The sequence below is a fragment of the Stenotrophomonas sp. STEN083 genome (assembly GCF_056759195.1).
On the sequence record NZ_JBRRCU010000017.1, the window covers coordinates 1 to 15,050 of the forward strand.

At 62.4% G+C, this 15,050-nt stretch carries 13 protein-coding genes and 1 pseudogene; 6 read left to right on the forward strand and 8 right to left on the reverse strand.

The annotated features are described in order from the left end of the window. Window positions 1–164: 164 nt before the first annotated feature. The gene (locus ACVOK8_RS07445; protein ID WP_481530891.1) at window positions 165–644 is read right to left on the reverse strand and encodes an FKBP-type peptidyl-prolyl cis-trans isomerase; all 480 of its coding nucleotides are present in this window, start codon (window positions 642–644) and stop codon (window positions 165–167) included. A gap of 46 nt (window positions 645–690) precedes the next feature. Here ACVOK8_RS07445 and ACVOK8_RS07450 point away from each other — a divergent pair. From ACVOK8_RS07450 to ACVOK8_RS07460, 3 genes and pseudogenes are all read left to right on the forward strand, one after another. After that, window positions 691–1,288: pseudogene (locus tag ACVOK8_RS07450) on the forward strand (C40 family peptidase). A gap of 106 nt (window positions 1,289–1,394) precedes the next feature. Continuing rightward, window positions 1,395–2,138, forward strand: a complete 744-nt coding sequence (locus tag ACVOK8_RS07455) for a C40 family peptidase (protein WP_481517691.1) — start codon at window positions 1,395–1,397, stop codon at window positions 2,136–2,138. 197 nt (window positions 2,139–2,335) lie between these two features. Further along, the gene (locus ACVOK8_RS07460) at window positions 2,336–3,667 is read left to right on the forward strand and encodes a sigma-54 interaction domain-containing protein (protein ID WP_481566277.1); all 1,332 of its coding nucleotides are present in this window, start codon (window positions 2,336–2,338) and stop codon (window positions 3,665–3,667) included. Window positions 3,668–3,719: 52 nt separating this feature from the next. On the opposite strand, the gene ACVOK8_RS07465 is transcribed toward ACVOK8_RS07460, so the two are convergent. The 7 genes from ACVOK8_RS07465 to ACVOK8_RS07495 form a co-directional block, all read right to left on the reverse strand. Then, complete coding sequence (locus ACVOK8_RS07465) at window positions 3,720–5,042, reverse strand: transporter (RefSeq protein ID WP_481566278.1); 1,323 nt, start codon at window positions 5,040–5,042, stop codon at window positions 3,720–3,722. Between the two features lie 50 nt (window positions 5,043–5,092). Then, on the reverse strand, window positions 5,093–5,860 hold the full coding sequence (locus ACVOK8_RS07470) for a hypothetical protein (protein WP_481566279.1): 768 nt from the start codon (window positions 5,858–5,860) through the stop codon (window positions 5,093–5,095). A 12-nt stretch (window positions 5,861–5,872) separates the two neighbouring features. Continuing rightward, window positions 5,873–6,574 (reverse strand): C39 family peptidase, encoded by a 702-nt coding sequence (locus ACVOK8_RS07475; protein ID WP_481517687.1) that lies wholly within the window; start codon window positions 6,572–6,574, stop codon window positions 5,873–5,875. A 142-nt stretch (window positions 6,575–6,716) separates the two neighbouring features. Further along, window positions 6,717–8,141, reverse strand: coding sequence for an adhesin (locus ACVOK8_RS07480; RefSeq protein ID WP_481566280.1), 1,425 nt, complete (start codon window positions 8,139–8,141; stop codon window positions 6,717–6,719). 47 nt (window positions 8,142–8,188) lie between these two features. Further along, the gene (locus ACVOK8_RS07485) at window positions 8,189–8,797 is read right to left on the reverse strand and encodes a hypothetical protein (RefSeq protein WP_481566322.1); all 609 of its coding nucleotides are present in this window, start codon (window positions 8,795–8,797) and stop codon (window positions 8,189–8,191) included. 29 nt (window positions 8,798–8,826) lie between these two features. Next, window positions 8,827–9,360 carry a hypothetical protein gene (locus tag ACVOK8_RS07490; protein ID WP_481566281.1) on the reverse strand — a complete coding sequence of 178 codons (534 nt, stop codon included), beginning with the start codon at window positions 9,358–9,360 and terminating at the stop codon, window positions 8,827–8,829. 499 nt (window positions 9,361–9,859) lie between these two features. Then, a complete protein-coding gene (locus tag ACVOK8_RS07495) occupies window positions 9,860–11,191 on the reverse strand; it encodes a dicarboxylate/amino acid:cation symporter (RefSeq protein WP_481566282.1) in 1,332 nt (443 codons plus the stop codon). A gap of 151 nt (window positions 11,192–11,342) precedes the next feature. On the opposite strand from ACVOK8_RS07495, the gene ACVOK8_RS07500 reads away from it, so the two are divergent. From ACVOK8_RS07500 to tilS, 3 genes are all read left to right on the forward strand, one after another. Beyond that, the gene (locus ACVOK8_RS07500; protein WP_481566283.1) at window positions 11,343–13,043 is read left to right on the forward strand and encodes an alkaline phosphatase; all 1,701 of its coding nucleotides are present in this window, start codon (window positions 11,343–11,345) and stop codon (window positions 13,041–13,043) included. Between the two features lie 38 nt (window positions 13,044–13,081). Continuing rightward, entirely contained in the window at window positions 13,082–13,567 is a 486-nt protein-coding gene (locus ACVOK8_RS07505) for a WG repeat-containing protein (RefSeq protein WP_481566284.1), read from the forward strand. A gap of 173 nt (window positions 13,568–13,740) precedes the next feature. Beyond that, window positions 13,741–15,039 (forward strand): tRNA lysidine(34) synthetase TilS, encoded by a 1,299-nt coding sequence (tilS, locus tag ACVOK8_RS07510; RefSeq protein ID WP_481566285.1) that lies wholly within the window; start codon window positions 13,741–13,743, stop codon window positions 15,037–15,039. The last annotated feature ends 11 nt before the right edge of the window (window positions 15,040–15,050 follow it).

The following is a 15,050-nucleotide window of genomic DNA, read 5'->3' on the forward strand; positions in this document are numbered from 1 at the left end:
GTGCGCGAATAGAGCACGCCGGAACAATGTAGTGCCGATCCACGCTCGGCAGGGCGCTACCGGTAAACCCTCTCCCGAGCATGGCTCGGCACTACATGGGAATCAACGCAGAACGGCCCGCTTTCGCGGGCCGTTCCGGTGCTGCATTGCCTTGCGGCAACCGCTTAGTGCTGGTGACCGCCGTCGCCATGCACGTGGCCGTGCTGCACTTCTTCTTCGCTGGCTTCACGCACTTCGATGATTTCCACGTCGAAATGCAGGTCCTTGCCGGCCATCGGGTGGTTCAGGTCAACGTCGACCACGGTCATGCCGACCTTCTCCACGGTGACCGCACGCGGGCCGAAGTTGGTCTGCAGGATCACCTGGGTGCCCGGGATCAGCGGGGTCTTGCCGAAGTGCTTCTTCGGCACGCGCTGGGTCATGCCCTCGCGGCGCTCGCCATAGGCGTCGGTCGACTTGACGTCGACGCCGAAGCTCTCGCCGGCTTCCTTGTCCATCATCGCTGCTTCCAGACCCGGGATGATGTTGCCGTGACCAATCAGGATGGCCAACGGATCACGGTCCTTGGAGCTTTCGATCGGCTCCTGGCCGACTTCGGAGACGGTGTAGTGGAAACGGACGACGCGGTCTTTTTCGATCTTCATGCGCAACTCTGATAAATGGCTGCCCGCTGGCAGACGTTGGGACGGCTTGTCGGCCGCCGGGGACGCCGCCATGATGACGGCCTTCTTAGGTGGCGCATTATCCGGGCTCCATGCACATCACGCCAGTTTTCCGCTTCCGCTCGTGGCGCCTGCCGGCCACGCTCCTGACCGCCGCGCTGCTGACCGCCTGCGGGCACAGCCCGCCGAAGCGTGCCTCCGCACCCGATCCGGCACGCAACTATTCGCCGGTCGCGCCGGCCGACCCTGCAGCAGCAGCCTCGGTGCTGATGCGGGCCTTGGGGCTGGTGGGCACCCCGTATCGCTATGGTGGAAATACACCGGAGTCGGGCTTCGACTGCAGTGGACTGGTCACCTATGTATACCGGGACATGCTGGCACTGAACCTGCCACGCACCTCGCGCGAATTGGCTGCCATCCAGGGCCCGAAGATCGCCCCCGACCGTCTGACCGCAGGCGACCTGGTCTTTTTTGGCGACAAAGGAAATGTCTGGCATGTGGGCATTTACGTCGGGGAAGGGCGTTTTGTGCACGCTCCCAGCACCGGCGGAACCGTTCGCCTGGACCACCTTGATGGGGCCTACTGGCGCGATCATTACACCGGCGCGAAGCGGGTATTACGGTAAAACGAGACATTCCTCGCGAAAAATAACGATTATTTAACGAAATTTGTACCTATCCACACGTTTCACAAGGCATGATCGCCCATCGACTTTTTCAAGTGACTGCCGCGTGACGACTGACAACACGTCCCATCCGAGCCAGCCCAAGATTGTTCCGCTCACCCTCCGCCGCCTGATCTGCGCCGCGGCCCTGGCTCTGGCCAGCCTGCCCGCCCTCGCCCAGAGCGCTGATACCGCCCCGGCAGCCAAGCCGGCCGCGGCCAAGACCGAAGCACCGCGCAGCAAGGCTGACAGCGCTGCCACCGCCACACTGGCCGCGCTGCTGCCGCATCTGGCCGCCAGCGACACCATTCCACTGATGGACCGTTCGGCGATGTTTGCCGGCGATCTCAGCCGCCTGATTTCCGCCTACGATGCCTCCAAGGGCGTCTCTGCTGCCACCGAGGCAGCACTGGCCAATGACTCCGACGGCAAGGTGCAGTCCATCCTGCGCCGCGCCATGACCCTGCTGGGCACCCCGTACCGCTGGGGCGGCACCTCGCCGGATGCCGGCTTTGATTGCAGTGGCTTGGTCGGCTACGTATTCCGTACCGCACTGGGTGTCGAGCTGCCGCGCGTATCGCGCGAAATGGCCAGCCAGGCCAATGCCGAACTGATCAATGACCGCGCCTCACTGGCCGCCGGCGACCTGGTGTTCTTTGGCCGCAAAGGCCGTGTCGACCACGTCGGCATCTATGTCGGTGAAGGTCGCTTCCTGCATGCCCCGAGCACCGGCAAGGACGTCCGTACCGATACCCTGCTCACCGGTTACTGGGGTGACAAGTTCATGCAGGCCCGCCGCATGGCGCTTTAAGCGCCCTGCCGGCAACTACCTGCCAAGCCGCAACCTTCGGGTTGCGGCTTTTTTATTGACCGTGCTTTCAACATCACTTGTCCTGCACAAACGTTAATACGAACGACACTTCCACTGCCTGCAACAAAGTGCCAAATACGATTGCGCATGCGCGAAACACAGGTATATGGTGACGCCGAATGGAGGAGTGACCAGGCATGGCCGCGACATCTGTGTCAAGTACACGTTGTGTGATCTGGTTTGGAAATCCGGGGGCAAGAGAGAAAGTAATGCTGGCTGCGGATGGCTGGCAGGTGCGAACGGTACTTCCCCAACAGCCCGCAGACATTGGCATGCGCGGCGGCGACACGGTGGTTGGCCTGATCGATTTCCGCACCAGCTCGGAAAGTGAGCTGGAGCGCATCGGCAAGCTGACCGCCGAGCATCACCATATGCCGCTGTTTGCCATCACCCCAGCCACCGATGACATCGAAAGCCTGCCGCGGCATCCCCTGCTTGCCGCCTGCCGCCAACAGTTCCCGCACCCACCGGATCTGAGAGAACTGCTGCGCGGGCTGCAGGGCCTGAGCAATGAAGTGCCGCGAGCGGCCAGTGAAGACGTACTGGAAACCCTGCTCGGCGAGAGCGAGGTGATGCTGGTCATGCGCGCCACCCTGCGCAAATACGCGCCGGTGGATCTGCCAGTCCTGATCACCGGCGAAACCGGCACCGGCAAGGAAGTGGCCGCGCATGCATTGCATCGCCTATCGCCACGCAACGGCAAACCTTTCCAGGCGATCAACTGCGGCGCCATTCCTTCGACCTTGATCCAGTCGGAATTGTTCGGGCACGAACGTGGCGCTTTCACCGGTGCCACCGGCCGTCGCCAGGGCCTGTTTGAAACCGCACACACCGGCAGCGTATTCCTGGATGAAATCGGCGACCTGCCACTGGATGCACAGACCAGCCTGTTGCGGGTACTGCAGGAAGGCACCATCGAGCGGGTCGGCAGCAATCAGCCCATACCGGTAGATGTGCGCATCCTCGCCGCTACCCACGTCGATCTGGAACGCGCGGTCGAAGAAGGCCGATTCCGTCGCGATCTTTATTACCGCCTCAACGTACTGCGTCTGGCGATGCCGCCGCTGCGCAAACGCGATGGCGACATCGAACTGCTTTCCCGCCAGTTTCTGCGCAATTTCCGCACCCGCCACCCCACCCGCGCACGTGGCTACACGACTGAAGCTCGTCAAGCGATGGAGCGTTTTCCATGGCCCGGCAATGTGCGCGAGCTGCTCAACCGGGTACAGCGTGCGGCCATCACCGCCGAAGGCGAGTTGATCAGCTGCGCCGATCTGGAGCTCAATCAGCCCGCCAATGGTGCCCAACTCAGCCAGGCGCGCGGTCATGCCGAACGCGAAACCCTGCTGTCCTGCCTGCAACAAAGCCAATACAACATCAGCGCCTGCGCGCGATTGATGAAGGTCTCGCGGGTCACCATCTATCGAATGTGCCGCAAGCACCACCTGGAGCTGGAAGCGCTGCGTTGATCGACCGAACGCAGCGCCCCTGCCTTCTTCCACGTTCATCCTGCGAACACCCTCACAGCATGTAAGGCACCTTGAATGCCAAGGTGAAATCCGGCGCATCCGGAGTCAAGCCAATGCCCAGCATGCTGACAAAGGTCGCCTTGGATGTCAGCGCATAGGTCACCCCGAGATTGAGTGTGCCCGCATTGCCGTCGCTGCCGATCACCTTCATCCACTTGCCGTTCTTGTAACGGGTGCTGGCACGTGCGCTCATGCGATCGCTGAAGGAAATGCTCAGACTTGTCCGCTCGTTGAACGCAAACGCCACGCCGGCACCGAAGTAAAACGAATTACCCAGATTCACCTCGCCGGGATTGACCGTGTCCGGATTGGCATCGATGTCGTCGAAGCTGCGCTTGAACGAGCGCACATAACCAATATTGCCAAACAGGATTGCCGGGTCCGCGCTCTTCACCGCCGACAGGCCGATGTTCGCCTGCCAAAGACCATTGCCGGTTGGCTGCTTGGACGGTACCGCGAAACGAATGAAGTCATCATCGTCGCGTTCGATCACCTTCCAATCCAGGCCATAGGGCTCCCGCCCAGTCGGCGCGGTAACACCGCCGGTCAGTACGGTTTCCGGGCGCCAGCCACGCTCACCAAACAGTTTGTAATTGGCACTTACGGTGACATCACCAATGCCCGTGCCATGGGTTTCTTCCTGCGCGATGGCGGCCGCCGAACCGCCTGCACCACCCTTCTGGTAAATCGTCTTGCGGGCGATGTAGGGCACATCCAGATTCAGAGTCAGGCGCGGATTGAGACCCCAGCGCGCTGCAAAGTTGTAGGTGAGCGAATCCGACTCCACGTTCTCGATGGCAATGTTGCCAAGAAAGATCGCGTCCAACGCCAGGAAGCCGTTGAGGGTCAGTTGTTTGCGGTCGTAACGTGCATAGGTGATGCTGTTCTCCAGCGTCAGCTTTTGATTGAACAGTGCCGATTGCTGTTGCTTCACATCATCCACACTGCGTCGCGCCGCTTCCTTGGCCTGCTGCGCTTCAGCCGCACTGCTTGCATAGCCTTCACCGGCCGGCGCTGTCGCTGCGGGCGCTGTCGCCGCAACTGGAGCAGCCGCAGTCTCTCCTGCAGGCTGCTGTGGGGTCGGCAATACCTGCGCTGTCTTGCCACTGACCCGTGCCTGGATTGCCTGCACCTGCATGTCCAGCTCGCGCAGACGCCGTACTTCCTGGGCGTAGCTGGCTTTGAGCGCCTCCAGCTGCGCCACCAATGCGCGTACGTCCTCTGCATCCTTACTGCCGGTTGTCGCCTCCTGCGCCATCACCTGTGGTGAAGCAACAGTCAGACTCACCAGCGCCGCCATCGCCAGTCGTTTCATTGTCTCGTCCCTCTACGTTGAACTCACCAATGCACGCGTCAGGCACGTGCTCACTGCCCGCCTATCCCGCCAATCCCCCGATTGAGCGTGATGGCCTGTGCCACGTTCTGGGCCAACGGCAGGTTCCCTGCCATCGATTCCCTTACCAGATCAATCTGCAGCCGGTTGCTGACCAACTGGCCATCGCTGGTCAACTGGATGCTCTGACCAACACTGCCACTGCGTAGCCACTGTTGCACCGCGCCCTGCCCCTGGATGGTCAGCTGCAAACGTGCCGCATTGCCGTCAAAGATGGCTACCGCGCTCGCGTCACCCGACTGTGCCGTCGCATTGCCCGCTACCCCGCTGCTACTGCCCGGCACGATGCCATCGCTGCGTACATTCAGATGCATGACATTGCTGGCGCGGTTACCGTCACCGGCAATCTGCACGCTCTGGCTTACACCAGCTACGTTGTTCAAACCACTGCCATCGATACTGCGACCGCTGGCATCGGGCAACGGCGCGTTGGCGTCAGTGATACTGACGATGGGCGTGAACGTCACCTTCGGCACGTTGCCACCTTTGCTGAAGTCCATGCCAAGCGTCATGGCGCCCTGCAGGCTCTGGCCAGTTGCGGTTTGCCAGGTCGAAATCATGGTTACCCCGAACCACGCCACCGCATTGCCACCGACGGTATAGCGGCCACGCATCAGATTGAGTTCGGGGTCGGGTATTTCGTGCAGGCCTTTGCCTGGCTTCTGTGGTGTTTCCGCGCCAAGCGCCGGCAGCGCGACACTCAGCGCCAAAGCCAGCAGGGCGAACTTGATTGCGCTCATCTCAACACTCCTTCAGAACAGGTCGGCATGGCTGAAGCCAAAATCGACCAGCTCCGCATCGGTAATTGGGTTGGCCCCTTGGCGCGCATACAGCGCGCGCGCACTTGGCCTCTCACTGGGTTGCAGCAGCACCGTATTGCGGTCGAAGTCACTGCCTATGACCACGAATACCGCGCGCGAAGGCCAGGCTTCGAGAAACTCCGGCAACGGCACCACACGGTTGCCGAGAATCGGATCAGCGACCTCGGCCATGCCATCACGTATCTGCTTGAGCACGACGAAGTGGCGGAAGCCACGTACATCCATCAGTACCAGGCTGGGGACGCGCAGGTTCATCAGCCGCTCTTCATCAATCCGATAACCGCGACCACGCATGCCCAGGGATTCCACGTAACGCTTGATATCCAGCAACGAAAAACCGCGTTGTTTTACCAACTCCGGGTCGGCCACACCCATCATGCCCTCGATCACCGTCGCCTCATCGGTGTTGAGGTGGTATGCATGCTTGAGGATTGTCGCCAACGCCGCGGCACCGCAGCTGTAGTCGGTCTGCTGCCGCACCAGGTTACGGAAGCGCCGCTCCTTCATGCTCTCGATCTTGCCGCTGTACAACGCACCATTGGGCAACACACTGCTGAATGCCACCTCGCCTGCGTGCAGCAGGCCCGGCGACAAGCTCAACGCACAAGCCAACAGCAGCGAGCGAGCAAACATGAGCGTAGTACCTCCAGAGCGCCGGAAGGTGGGAGCCCCCTCCCGGGGGAGGGGAATGGGGGCTCCCGGAACCCGGCCATTGGCGGATGGCCGGGCTTGTTACGCAAAGCCAGCGCGTCATCCACAGGGACGACGCATCCGGTTACGGCTCGTCAACGCCACCGCCACCGCCACCGGTTGACGGCTGTGCAACCGCCAGCGCAAGGCTGTTGGCCTGCAGGTTGCCGGTGCCCGAGGACACGTTCACGCCGATGTTGCCGGACGCGTTGGAGAACGCGGAGCCCGACAGACTGGCGGTATTGGTCGCATTGACCGCCACCCAGTCAACCGTGGTTACCTGGCCGCTGAGGCTGGCCGTCAGGTCAGCAGTTCCCATCTCGCTGAACTTGATGTTGCCCTTCTCATCGGTATCCCACGCCATGCCACCAACGCCCGGCTTGTTCGGGTTCCTGACGGCACCTTGCGTATCGATGTCCCAATCAGAATGACCGGTCTGGCCGCCAGCTGGATGCGAGTCACCATTCCAGTTGTCCGGATAGAAGTTGGTCTTCTGGTAGGAGTTGCCGGTGCCAGCGTACTCGCCGGTGCCGCTGCCCTTGGTGGTACCTGTAACCTTGCCGCCCAGGCTTACGTTGATGGTGCTGACCATGCGATCGTAGTAGCCATTGTTCTCGACCTTGTTACCGCTCGAACTCTGGTTCGAACTGATGGTCGAAGTGGCATAGGCGGCAGTAGCGACCGAGGCAGCCAGAGCGTTCTTCTGCTCGTTGTTGTTACCCGAGGTCACATTCACGCCGATGTTGCCCGATGCACCGGAGAAGGCGTTGTCGCCGATACCTGCCGCATTGGTCACGCCGTGGTTCCAGGTCATGTTGTTCATGCCAGCCTGGTTCACGAACACTTCGGCGTCAGCCATGCCAAAGCTGAAGGACGCATCGGCAGCGGACAGTGCCGCAGCATTGTCCTGCGTGTTGTTGTCGCCGGCAGCCACGTTGAAGCCCAGGTTGCCCGATGCCTCAGAACCCACGTCGTCGGCGATCGATGCAGTGTTGTCCAGCAAGCCATTGCGAGCTTGGTTGTTGGAGACCGACTGACGGTTGTCAATGAGGGCAATCGCAGCCGAATCCAGATCGATGTTGCCGGTAATGGTCGGATCACCGGAGAAGTTCACGTCCGAGCTCAGTCGGATGTCCTTCTCGAGGTTCACATCAACGCCGTGGTTGTTCTTTTCCTTGCGCTCGTCGGCCGAGATGTTCGAGGTCTTCTGCACGTTCTCGGTTACATCGCTGGACCAAGTGCTGGTGGTCTCGGTGTTATTCCGCGTGTCAGTGATGTTGTGTGTTTCGTTGTAGCGCAGACGGGCTGCGGCATCCAACTTCAGATCGATGTCGGTATCGACATTGGTATTGATGTTGGTGTTGGTGTTGGTATTGGTCCGCGTCTCAGTCACTGCGTGCTGGTGATTGATGTTCGCGGTCGCGTTCTGATCATCCGCCGCATTGGCTGCCGCGCTGAGGGTCAGCGCGGAAACCGCCATGGCGAGTACATTCCATTTGATCGCTTTCATGGTGCCCTCTTCAGATTTTCTGATGCATCGGGTGGATGGAGCTGTGCTCACGGGGTGCCCTGCACGGAGATGCTGAATCTGTTCTCCGTTGCATTGCCTGATCCCGCGATCTGATTGAGTTGCAGTACGCCGTCAAATCCGCGCAGCGCGGATGCCTCCACGCCAACCCTGCGGGTTGCGCGAGGGTCGGTGACGGTGGGCTGCCCCCCTGCCGACGCGAGCACTTCGGATGAAGTCATGGCCTCATCACTTGCCTCGCGTATGCCCTGTGCGGCCAGTGTCGCGGTGACGGAGTTCAACTCCGCATTGCCACCGCCACTGGCCTGATTGATTGATGCAATACCACCGGCACCAGCCAACGCATTGCCGCCGATGGTGGCCGTGGCCTGCATCGGCGAATTGAAAAGATTGGACTGGCGCTGCTGCAGGCTGCGCACACTGGCCGATGCCTGTTCGCCATTGGCCATGCTGTGCAGGTTGGCCTGCAGGTTGAGGTCGCCTGCAGCCTGGTTGACCTTGATCGAACCGTTGGCGCCGGCCAAGGCCCCACCATCAATCCGCGTATCGGCGGAGAGATAGGACAACATCCCGTTGTAGCTGTCGGTGCGCGATTGCGCGTGTGCGTAGTCCGTTACGGAAGCCGCCACTACAAGCAAGGCAGCAGCGCTGCGTACGAAAGAAGTGTTCACTTGCCACCCGCCCCGGCCGGCTGGCCAAGCGGGAACTGTGCCAAGGCGCCACGGACCTGGTCGCCAATCCCGCGCGTCGCACCACCCACAGCCCCCATCGGACCACCAATGGCACGTGACAATTGGCCTCCGGACAACATGCCGTCATCACCGACAACGCGCCCCAAGGTGCCGCCAACCATGCCGGTGGTTACCCGCTCGACTGTGGTCTGGCCATGCCCGGCCAGTTGGCTGCCAGCCATGCCCGAGCCCATTTCCGCATAGTCGTCATCACTGAGCTCACTCATGCCACCGACACCCAAGGCGGAGCTCAGCTCCTTGCGCGGTGAGGGATCAGCAATCAAGGCCATGCCCGGCGGTGCCATACGATAGGCTGGCCGAGTGGATACATCACGCAGCAGAACGATCTCGCCCGGCTGTGCCTTTACGCCCTGACGTGCACCCGAAGCCATTGCGGCCTCACTGGCGGCAGTCGCGATCAGCAGCAATCCGATCAGGGCGGCATAACGATGTAGGGTCCAGCTGTCCATTGCGTCGTCCACTCGTACCAACGCGAGTGATAGAGCAGCATCCGTGCCAAGCAACTATTTCAAGTAAAAACAATTAGTTATAGATACATCCAAGCACCTGAGAGTGTATCCATGTCACAGCCATGCGGATATCAAAGCCGGCGTATGCAAGCTCCGATGAAGCCGCGAAAGGCACGCGCTGCTTGGCTTTCACCCAGCTGTATCAGTGTTGTTACAGACAGTTGTTACACCTGCTACAAGCAACAACCAACAGGCATCAAAAGGCCAACAAGGCCTCTGCACAGCATGGCTTGGCTTGGCATTGCCTGCTCTGCTCGTAGCGGCCGGCGCTGCTGGGTTATCCCTGCTATCCGGTGGACAGCGGGTTTCGCGGCTTACGACGCTCCCACAAAAAAACCGATGCCAGGGACCGGGCATCGGCTTTTTTGTGACTCAGATACGTCGCCAAACGGCTATGCGGCGACGCCGACCTTTCCCTGCCCCTGCAGCAGCAAGCCCGCTAGTCCAGATGCCGTCCACTCGCACCGGCGCCCATCGCGGGTGTGCCCGCAGCGTCGTAGACCTGCTGGTCGAGCAGGCCGGTTTCCTTGGCCACGATCACCGGCACCACCATCTGCCCGGTGACATTGGTCATGGTGCGCATCATGTCCAGGATGCGGTCGATGGCATACAGGTAACCAATCGCCTCCAGCGGCAGGTTGGCCGCGCTCAGCACCACCGTGGCCATCACCACCGCGGTACCGGGCACGCCGGCCGTACCGAAACTGCCCAGCACCGATGCGATCAGCACGATCACGTATTGCTCCGGGGTCAGTGGCACGCCGGTGTATTGGGCAATGAACACCGCACACAAGGCCGGGTAGATCGCACCGCAGCCGTCCATCTTGATGCTGGCACCCAGCGGCACCGCGAACGATGCGTAATCCTTGTTGACGCCGAGGTTGTCGCTGATCGAACGCATCGCTACCGGCATCGCCGCGAAACTCGACGAAGCCACGAACGCCACCTGCATGCCTGGCGCCGCACCACGGAAGAACTTCCACGGATTCAAGCCATGCGCAAGCAACAAGCCGCTATAGACGATGACGATGTGCAACGCGCAAGCCACATACAGCGCCAGCACGAAATTACCCAGCGGCAGCAGCTTCTCGAAACCATAGCTGCCGACCAGCCCGGCGATCAGGCCGAAGGTACCCAGCGGCGTCATCTCCAGCACGAAACGGGTCACCTGGATCATGATCTCGCTCATCTGCCCGACCAGCTTGCGCGCCTCGTTGACCTTCTCGCCCAACTTGACCATCGCAAAACCAAGCAGGCCCGCAAAGAAAATCACAGGCAGGATCGAGCCGCGCCCGGCGGCCAACACCTGTTCGCCAGCCGCATTGGCCTTGGTACCGATGCCGGCCAGCGCGTAGAACACATTGGAGGGCACCACATCCATCAGCACCTTGGCGATGGAAGGCACGTCACGCGGGGTGTAGGCCGTATCCACCGCCAGCTTCAGGCCACCGGTACCAGGCTGCATCACCGTCCCGACCAGCAGACCGATGCCGACCGCGAATGCGGCGGTGATGACGAACCACAGGAAGGTGCGGCCGCTGAGCGCGGCCACCGACTTCTGCCCGTGCAGCGAGCCGATCGCATTGATCACCGCGAAGAACACCAGTGGCACCGCGATCATCTTGATCAAGGTGACGTAGAGCTCGCCCAGCGGGCCAAAGAAGGTCTCGGCCGCCGGTCCCAGCGCCCAACCAGCCAGCGCGCCCAGCACGAAGCCGCCGACCACCCGCTGCCAGAAGGGGATCCGCAGCCAGGCAGAAACCACATTCATATCGTCAATCCGGAGAACAAATCGAAGGTTCCCACGATAGCGCAAGGCCTCAGCCAGCACGATGCCCACACAGAAAAGCTGCGTGTCATATGCATGCCTTCCACGCTTGACCATAATGGCAGCCTGTATTCATCCAGCGGTAACAACCACGATGCACAAAGCCAGTTTCCTGTCCGCCGCCCTGTCCACCCTGCTGCTTGGCGCCTGCGCCAGCACCGCCCCGCAGTCCGGCCCGGCCAACGCAGTCCGCGTTGACGTCCCCCAGATCACCCGTCCGGACGGTGAAACCCCGCAGTGGTGGTACCGCGACGGTGCCGCCCGCGCTGCCGGTAACGGCGCCATGGCCGGCAAGGCCAAGAACGTCATCCTGTTCCTGGGCGACGGCATGAGCCTGACCACCGTGGCCGCCGCGCGCATCCTTGAAGGGCAGCGCCGGGGCCAGCCGGGTGAAGAGAACCTGCTGTCTTGGGAGCGCTTCCCTGGTACCGCGTTCAGCAAGACCTATAACACCGACTCGCAGACCCCCGATTCGGCCGGCACCATGACTGCTATCACCACCGGCGTGAAGAGCCACATGGGCGCCATCGGTGTCAGCGCCGGCAGCCGCAACAACTGCGCCGACAGCCTGCCCAAGGGCCTGCTGACCTGGCTGCAACTGGCCGACAGCGCCGGCATGGCGACCGGCATCGTCTCCACCGCGCGCCTGACCCACGCCACCCCGGCAGCAACCTACGCGCACTCACCCGAGCGCAACTGGGAGAACGACACCGATCTGCCGGAAGCGGCCAAGGCCGCCGGCTGCGTGGACATCGCCCAACAGCTGATCTCCACCTCGCGCTACGGCCAGGGCCCGCTGGTCGCACTGGGCGGCGGTCGCGGCCAGTTCACCACCATCAACGAGCAGGATCCGGAGTACGCCGACAAGGTCGGCCTGCGCCTGGACGGCCGCAACCTGGTCGCCGAATGGCAGGCCAAGCACCCGCAGGGAGCCTACGTCTGGAACGCCGACCAGCTCAAGGCTGCCGCCAACGCACCGGCCCTGCTCGGCCTGTTCGAGCCGGACCACATGCAGTACGAGCAGGACCGCCCCAAGGACCGCGCCGGTGAACCCTCGCTGGCCGAACTGACCCGCGCCGCCATCGCCAATCTGTCCAAGCACCAGGAAGGCTTCGTGCTGATGGTCGAAGGCGCCCGCATCGACCACGCCAACCACAGCGGTAATGCGGCCCGTGCATTGGGCGACACCATCGCCATGTCCGATGCGGTCAAGGCTGCGGTGGACGCCACCTCGGCCGAAGACACCTTGATCATCGTCACCGCCGACCACTCGCACACCTTGAACTTCGTCGGTTACCCGGCACGCGGCAACGCCATCCTCGGCAAGGTCAAGGACAAGGGCGGTGAAGACGGCATGGGCGCACTGGACCTGGCCCGCGACGGCATGGGCATGCCCTACACCACCCTGAGCTACGCCAATGGCCCGGGCTACACCGGTGCCAGCAACCAGCAGCCGGCCGGCCCGAAGCGCTTCCCGCATTCGCCGAGCAGCTTCGATGCCGCCAACGGCCGCCCCGACCTGACCCACGTCGACACCGAGCATCCGGACTACATGCAGGAAGCGCTGGTGCCGTCCAAGAGCGAATCGCACGGCGGTGAGGATGTCGGGATCTGGGCGCGTGGCCCGGGCAGCAAGGCAGTGCGTGGCACGATGGAACAGAACACCATCTACCACCTGATCGTGCAGTCCACCCCGCGCCTGCGTGAGCGCCTGTGTGCTCTGGGTACCTGCGACGCGCAGGGCGTACCGGTCGAACTGCCGCAACCAGTCAAGTTCGAGCGCAAGGCGCAGTGAGTCTGCTCCGGCAACGTGCCGGGTGGCCAGTGGCAGCAATGCTGTCACTGGTCTCGCTGCCAGCGATCGCGCTGGCCGATGAGGCCTGCTACCGGATGGACACCGATGCGTTCAAGATTCTGGAAGGCTGCAAGCGGACCGCCGATGGCAGGCTGATCGTCGCCGAGACGGCACTGGCGCAGCTTGAATACGATGCTGATGGGCTGACCTCGGTCATTGCCGGCAAGCAGCACTACTACCTGCGTCGCGATGGCCGCCACCTGCCGGTGATCACCTACGACAACGGCCCGGATTACTTCGAGGAAGGTCTGACCCGATCCATGGTCGATGGCCAGATCGGCTACTACGATCGCCAACTGCAGCCTGCTTTCGCAGCCCGCTTCGATTGGGGCTGGCCATTCAAGGACGGCAGCGCCGAAGTCTGCCAAGACTGCGCACCAGGCAAACCCGACCCCGGCGGCCACACCGCCATCGAAGGCGGCAAGCACTACCGCATTGATCGCCAAGGCAAAGCCCTCCCCTGACCAGGCTCTGCACGACTTTGTAGGAGCGGCGTCAGCCGCAAAGCTGGTATCAATGGAATCGCCAGCCAGCCTGCAATCGGATGGTCCATCTGCTTCGCGGCTGACGCCGCTCCCACAACATCTGGCACCCACAATTGCAGCCATCGCCGCTGCCGCCGATACTCGGCGCGGTCATGAACCCGCTTTCCTCTTCCCTGTTGCAGCCCGCAACCGACATCCCGGTGATGGTCGGCTTCAGTGGTGGTCTGGATTCCACCGTGCTGCTGCACCTGCTCGCCAATTCCCCCCGTCGCCAGCCAGGCGGCCTGCGCGCACTGCATGTGCATCACGGCCTGCAGTCAGTTGCCGATGACTGGCAACAACACTGCGGCAGCCTCTGCGCACACTGGAACATCCCGCTGCAGGTCGTGCATGTCGAGGTTCCGCGCGACACAGGCCAAGGCCTGGAAGCAGCTGCCCGCGACGCCCGCCATGGCGCGTTCAAAGCCCACCTGCGCAAAGGCGAATGGCTCGCACTGGCCCATCACCAGGACGACCAGGCGGAAACCTTTCTGCTGCGTGCATTGCGCGGCGCAGGCGTCGATGGGCTGGGCGCGATGCAGGCACTGCGCAGCTTCGGTGCCAACATGCTATGGCGGCCACTGTTGCAGCTGCCACGCTCGGCATTGGAAACCTACGCCAGGCAGCATGGCTTGCACTGGATCGAAGACCCCAGCAATGACAGCGCCGATTTCGACCGAAATTTCCTGCGCCTGCAGGTACTGCCGCTACTGCGTCAACGCTGGCCACATGCCAGCGCCGCACTGGCGCGCAGCGCCGAGTTGGCGGCACAGGCCGCGGAACTGCTTCATGAAAATGATGCAGCCCTTCTGCAGCATTGCCTGGACCCGGACGGAGCGTTGCAGCTCGCCGCATTGAACCTGCTCGCACCCGCACAGCAATCCCGCGTACTGCGCTTGTGGGTGAACCAGCGGGGGCTGCCAGCACTTCCCGGCAACGGGGTGCTGGCGATCCAGCAGCAGCTGTTGGCCGCTGGGCATCACCAACAGGCTGAGTTCCGCTGGCAGCAATCCCGCATCGTGCGCTGGCGTGACCAGCTGCATGCGTTACCTTTGCCCAAACCCTGGCCAGAGGGCTGGACCCGCCAGTGGACCGGCAGCGAACCAGCCGAACTTCCGGATGGCGGCAAACTCCTGCTGCATGGCGCCAGGGCCTTTGACCAGCCGGTGCAGCTGCGCCAACGCCAAGGCGGCGAGCGCATCCAACTGCCGGGGCGCAGCCACAGCCACCAGCTCAAGCACTGCCTGCAGCAAGCCGATGTGCCTCCGTGGCTGCGCGCGGAGTTGCCGCTGCTATGCACTGGCAACACCGTGCTGGCAGCAGCTGACCGGGTCATTTCCGCGCCGCTGCAGGCATGGCTGCAGGCACACGGTGCCTCGCTGCAATGGCAACCGCCAGATCGGGTGAATTGACCCTTTCCTGC

Bases quoted from the DNA above. Each gene is read 5' to 3' on its own strand.
- ACVOK8_RS07445 (WP_481530891.1), bottom strand. From the start codon at position 644: ATGAAGATCGAAAAAGACCGCGTCGTCCGTTTCCACTACACCGTCTCC.
- ACVOK8_RS07460 (WP_481566277.1), top strand. From the start codon at position 2,336: ATGGCCGCGACATCTGTGTCAAGTACACGTTGTGTGATCTGGTTTGGA.
- ACVOK8_RS07495 (WP_481566282.1), bottom strand. From the start codon at position 11,191: ATGAATGTGGTTTCTGCCTGGCTGCGGATCCCCTTCTGGCAGCGGGTG.
- ACVOK8_RS07475 (WP_481517687.1), bottom strand. From the start codon at position 6,574: ATGTTTGCTCGCTCGCTGCTGTTGGCTTGTGCGTTGAGCTTGTCGCCG.
- ACVOK8_RS07500 (WP_481566283.1), top strand. From the start codon at position 11,343: ATGCACAAAGCCAGTTTCCTGTCCGCCGCCCTGTCCACCCTGCTGCTT.
- ACVOK8_RS07490 (WP_481566281.1), bottom strand. From the start codon at position 9,360: ATGGACAGCTGGACCCTACATCGTTATGCCGCCCTGATCGGATTGCTG.
- tilS (WP_481566285.1), top strand. From the start codon at position 13,741: ATGAACCCGCTTTCCTCTTCCCTGTTGCAGCCCGCAACCGACATCCCG.
- ACVOK8_RS07505 (WP_481566284.1), top strand. From the start codon at position 13,082: ATGCTGTCACTGGTCTCGCTGCCAGCGATCGCGCTGGCCGATGAGGCC.
- ACVOK8_RS07470 (WP_481566279.1), bottom strand. From the start codon at position 5,860: ATGAGCGCAATCAAGTTCGCCCTGCTGGCTTTGGCGCTGAGTGTCGCG.
- ACVOK8_RS07465 (WP_481566278.1), bottom strand. From the start codon at position 5,042: ATGAAACGACTGGCGATGGCGGCGCTGGTGAGTCTGACTGTTGCTTCA.
- ACVOK8_RS07480 (WP_481566280.1), bottom strand. From the start codon at position 8,141: ATGAAAGCGATCAAATGGAATGTACTCGCCATGGCGGTTTCCGCGCTG.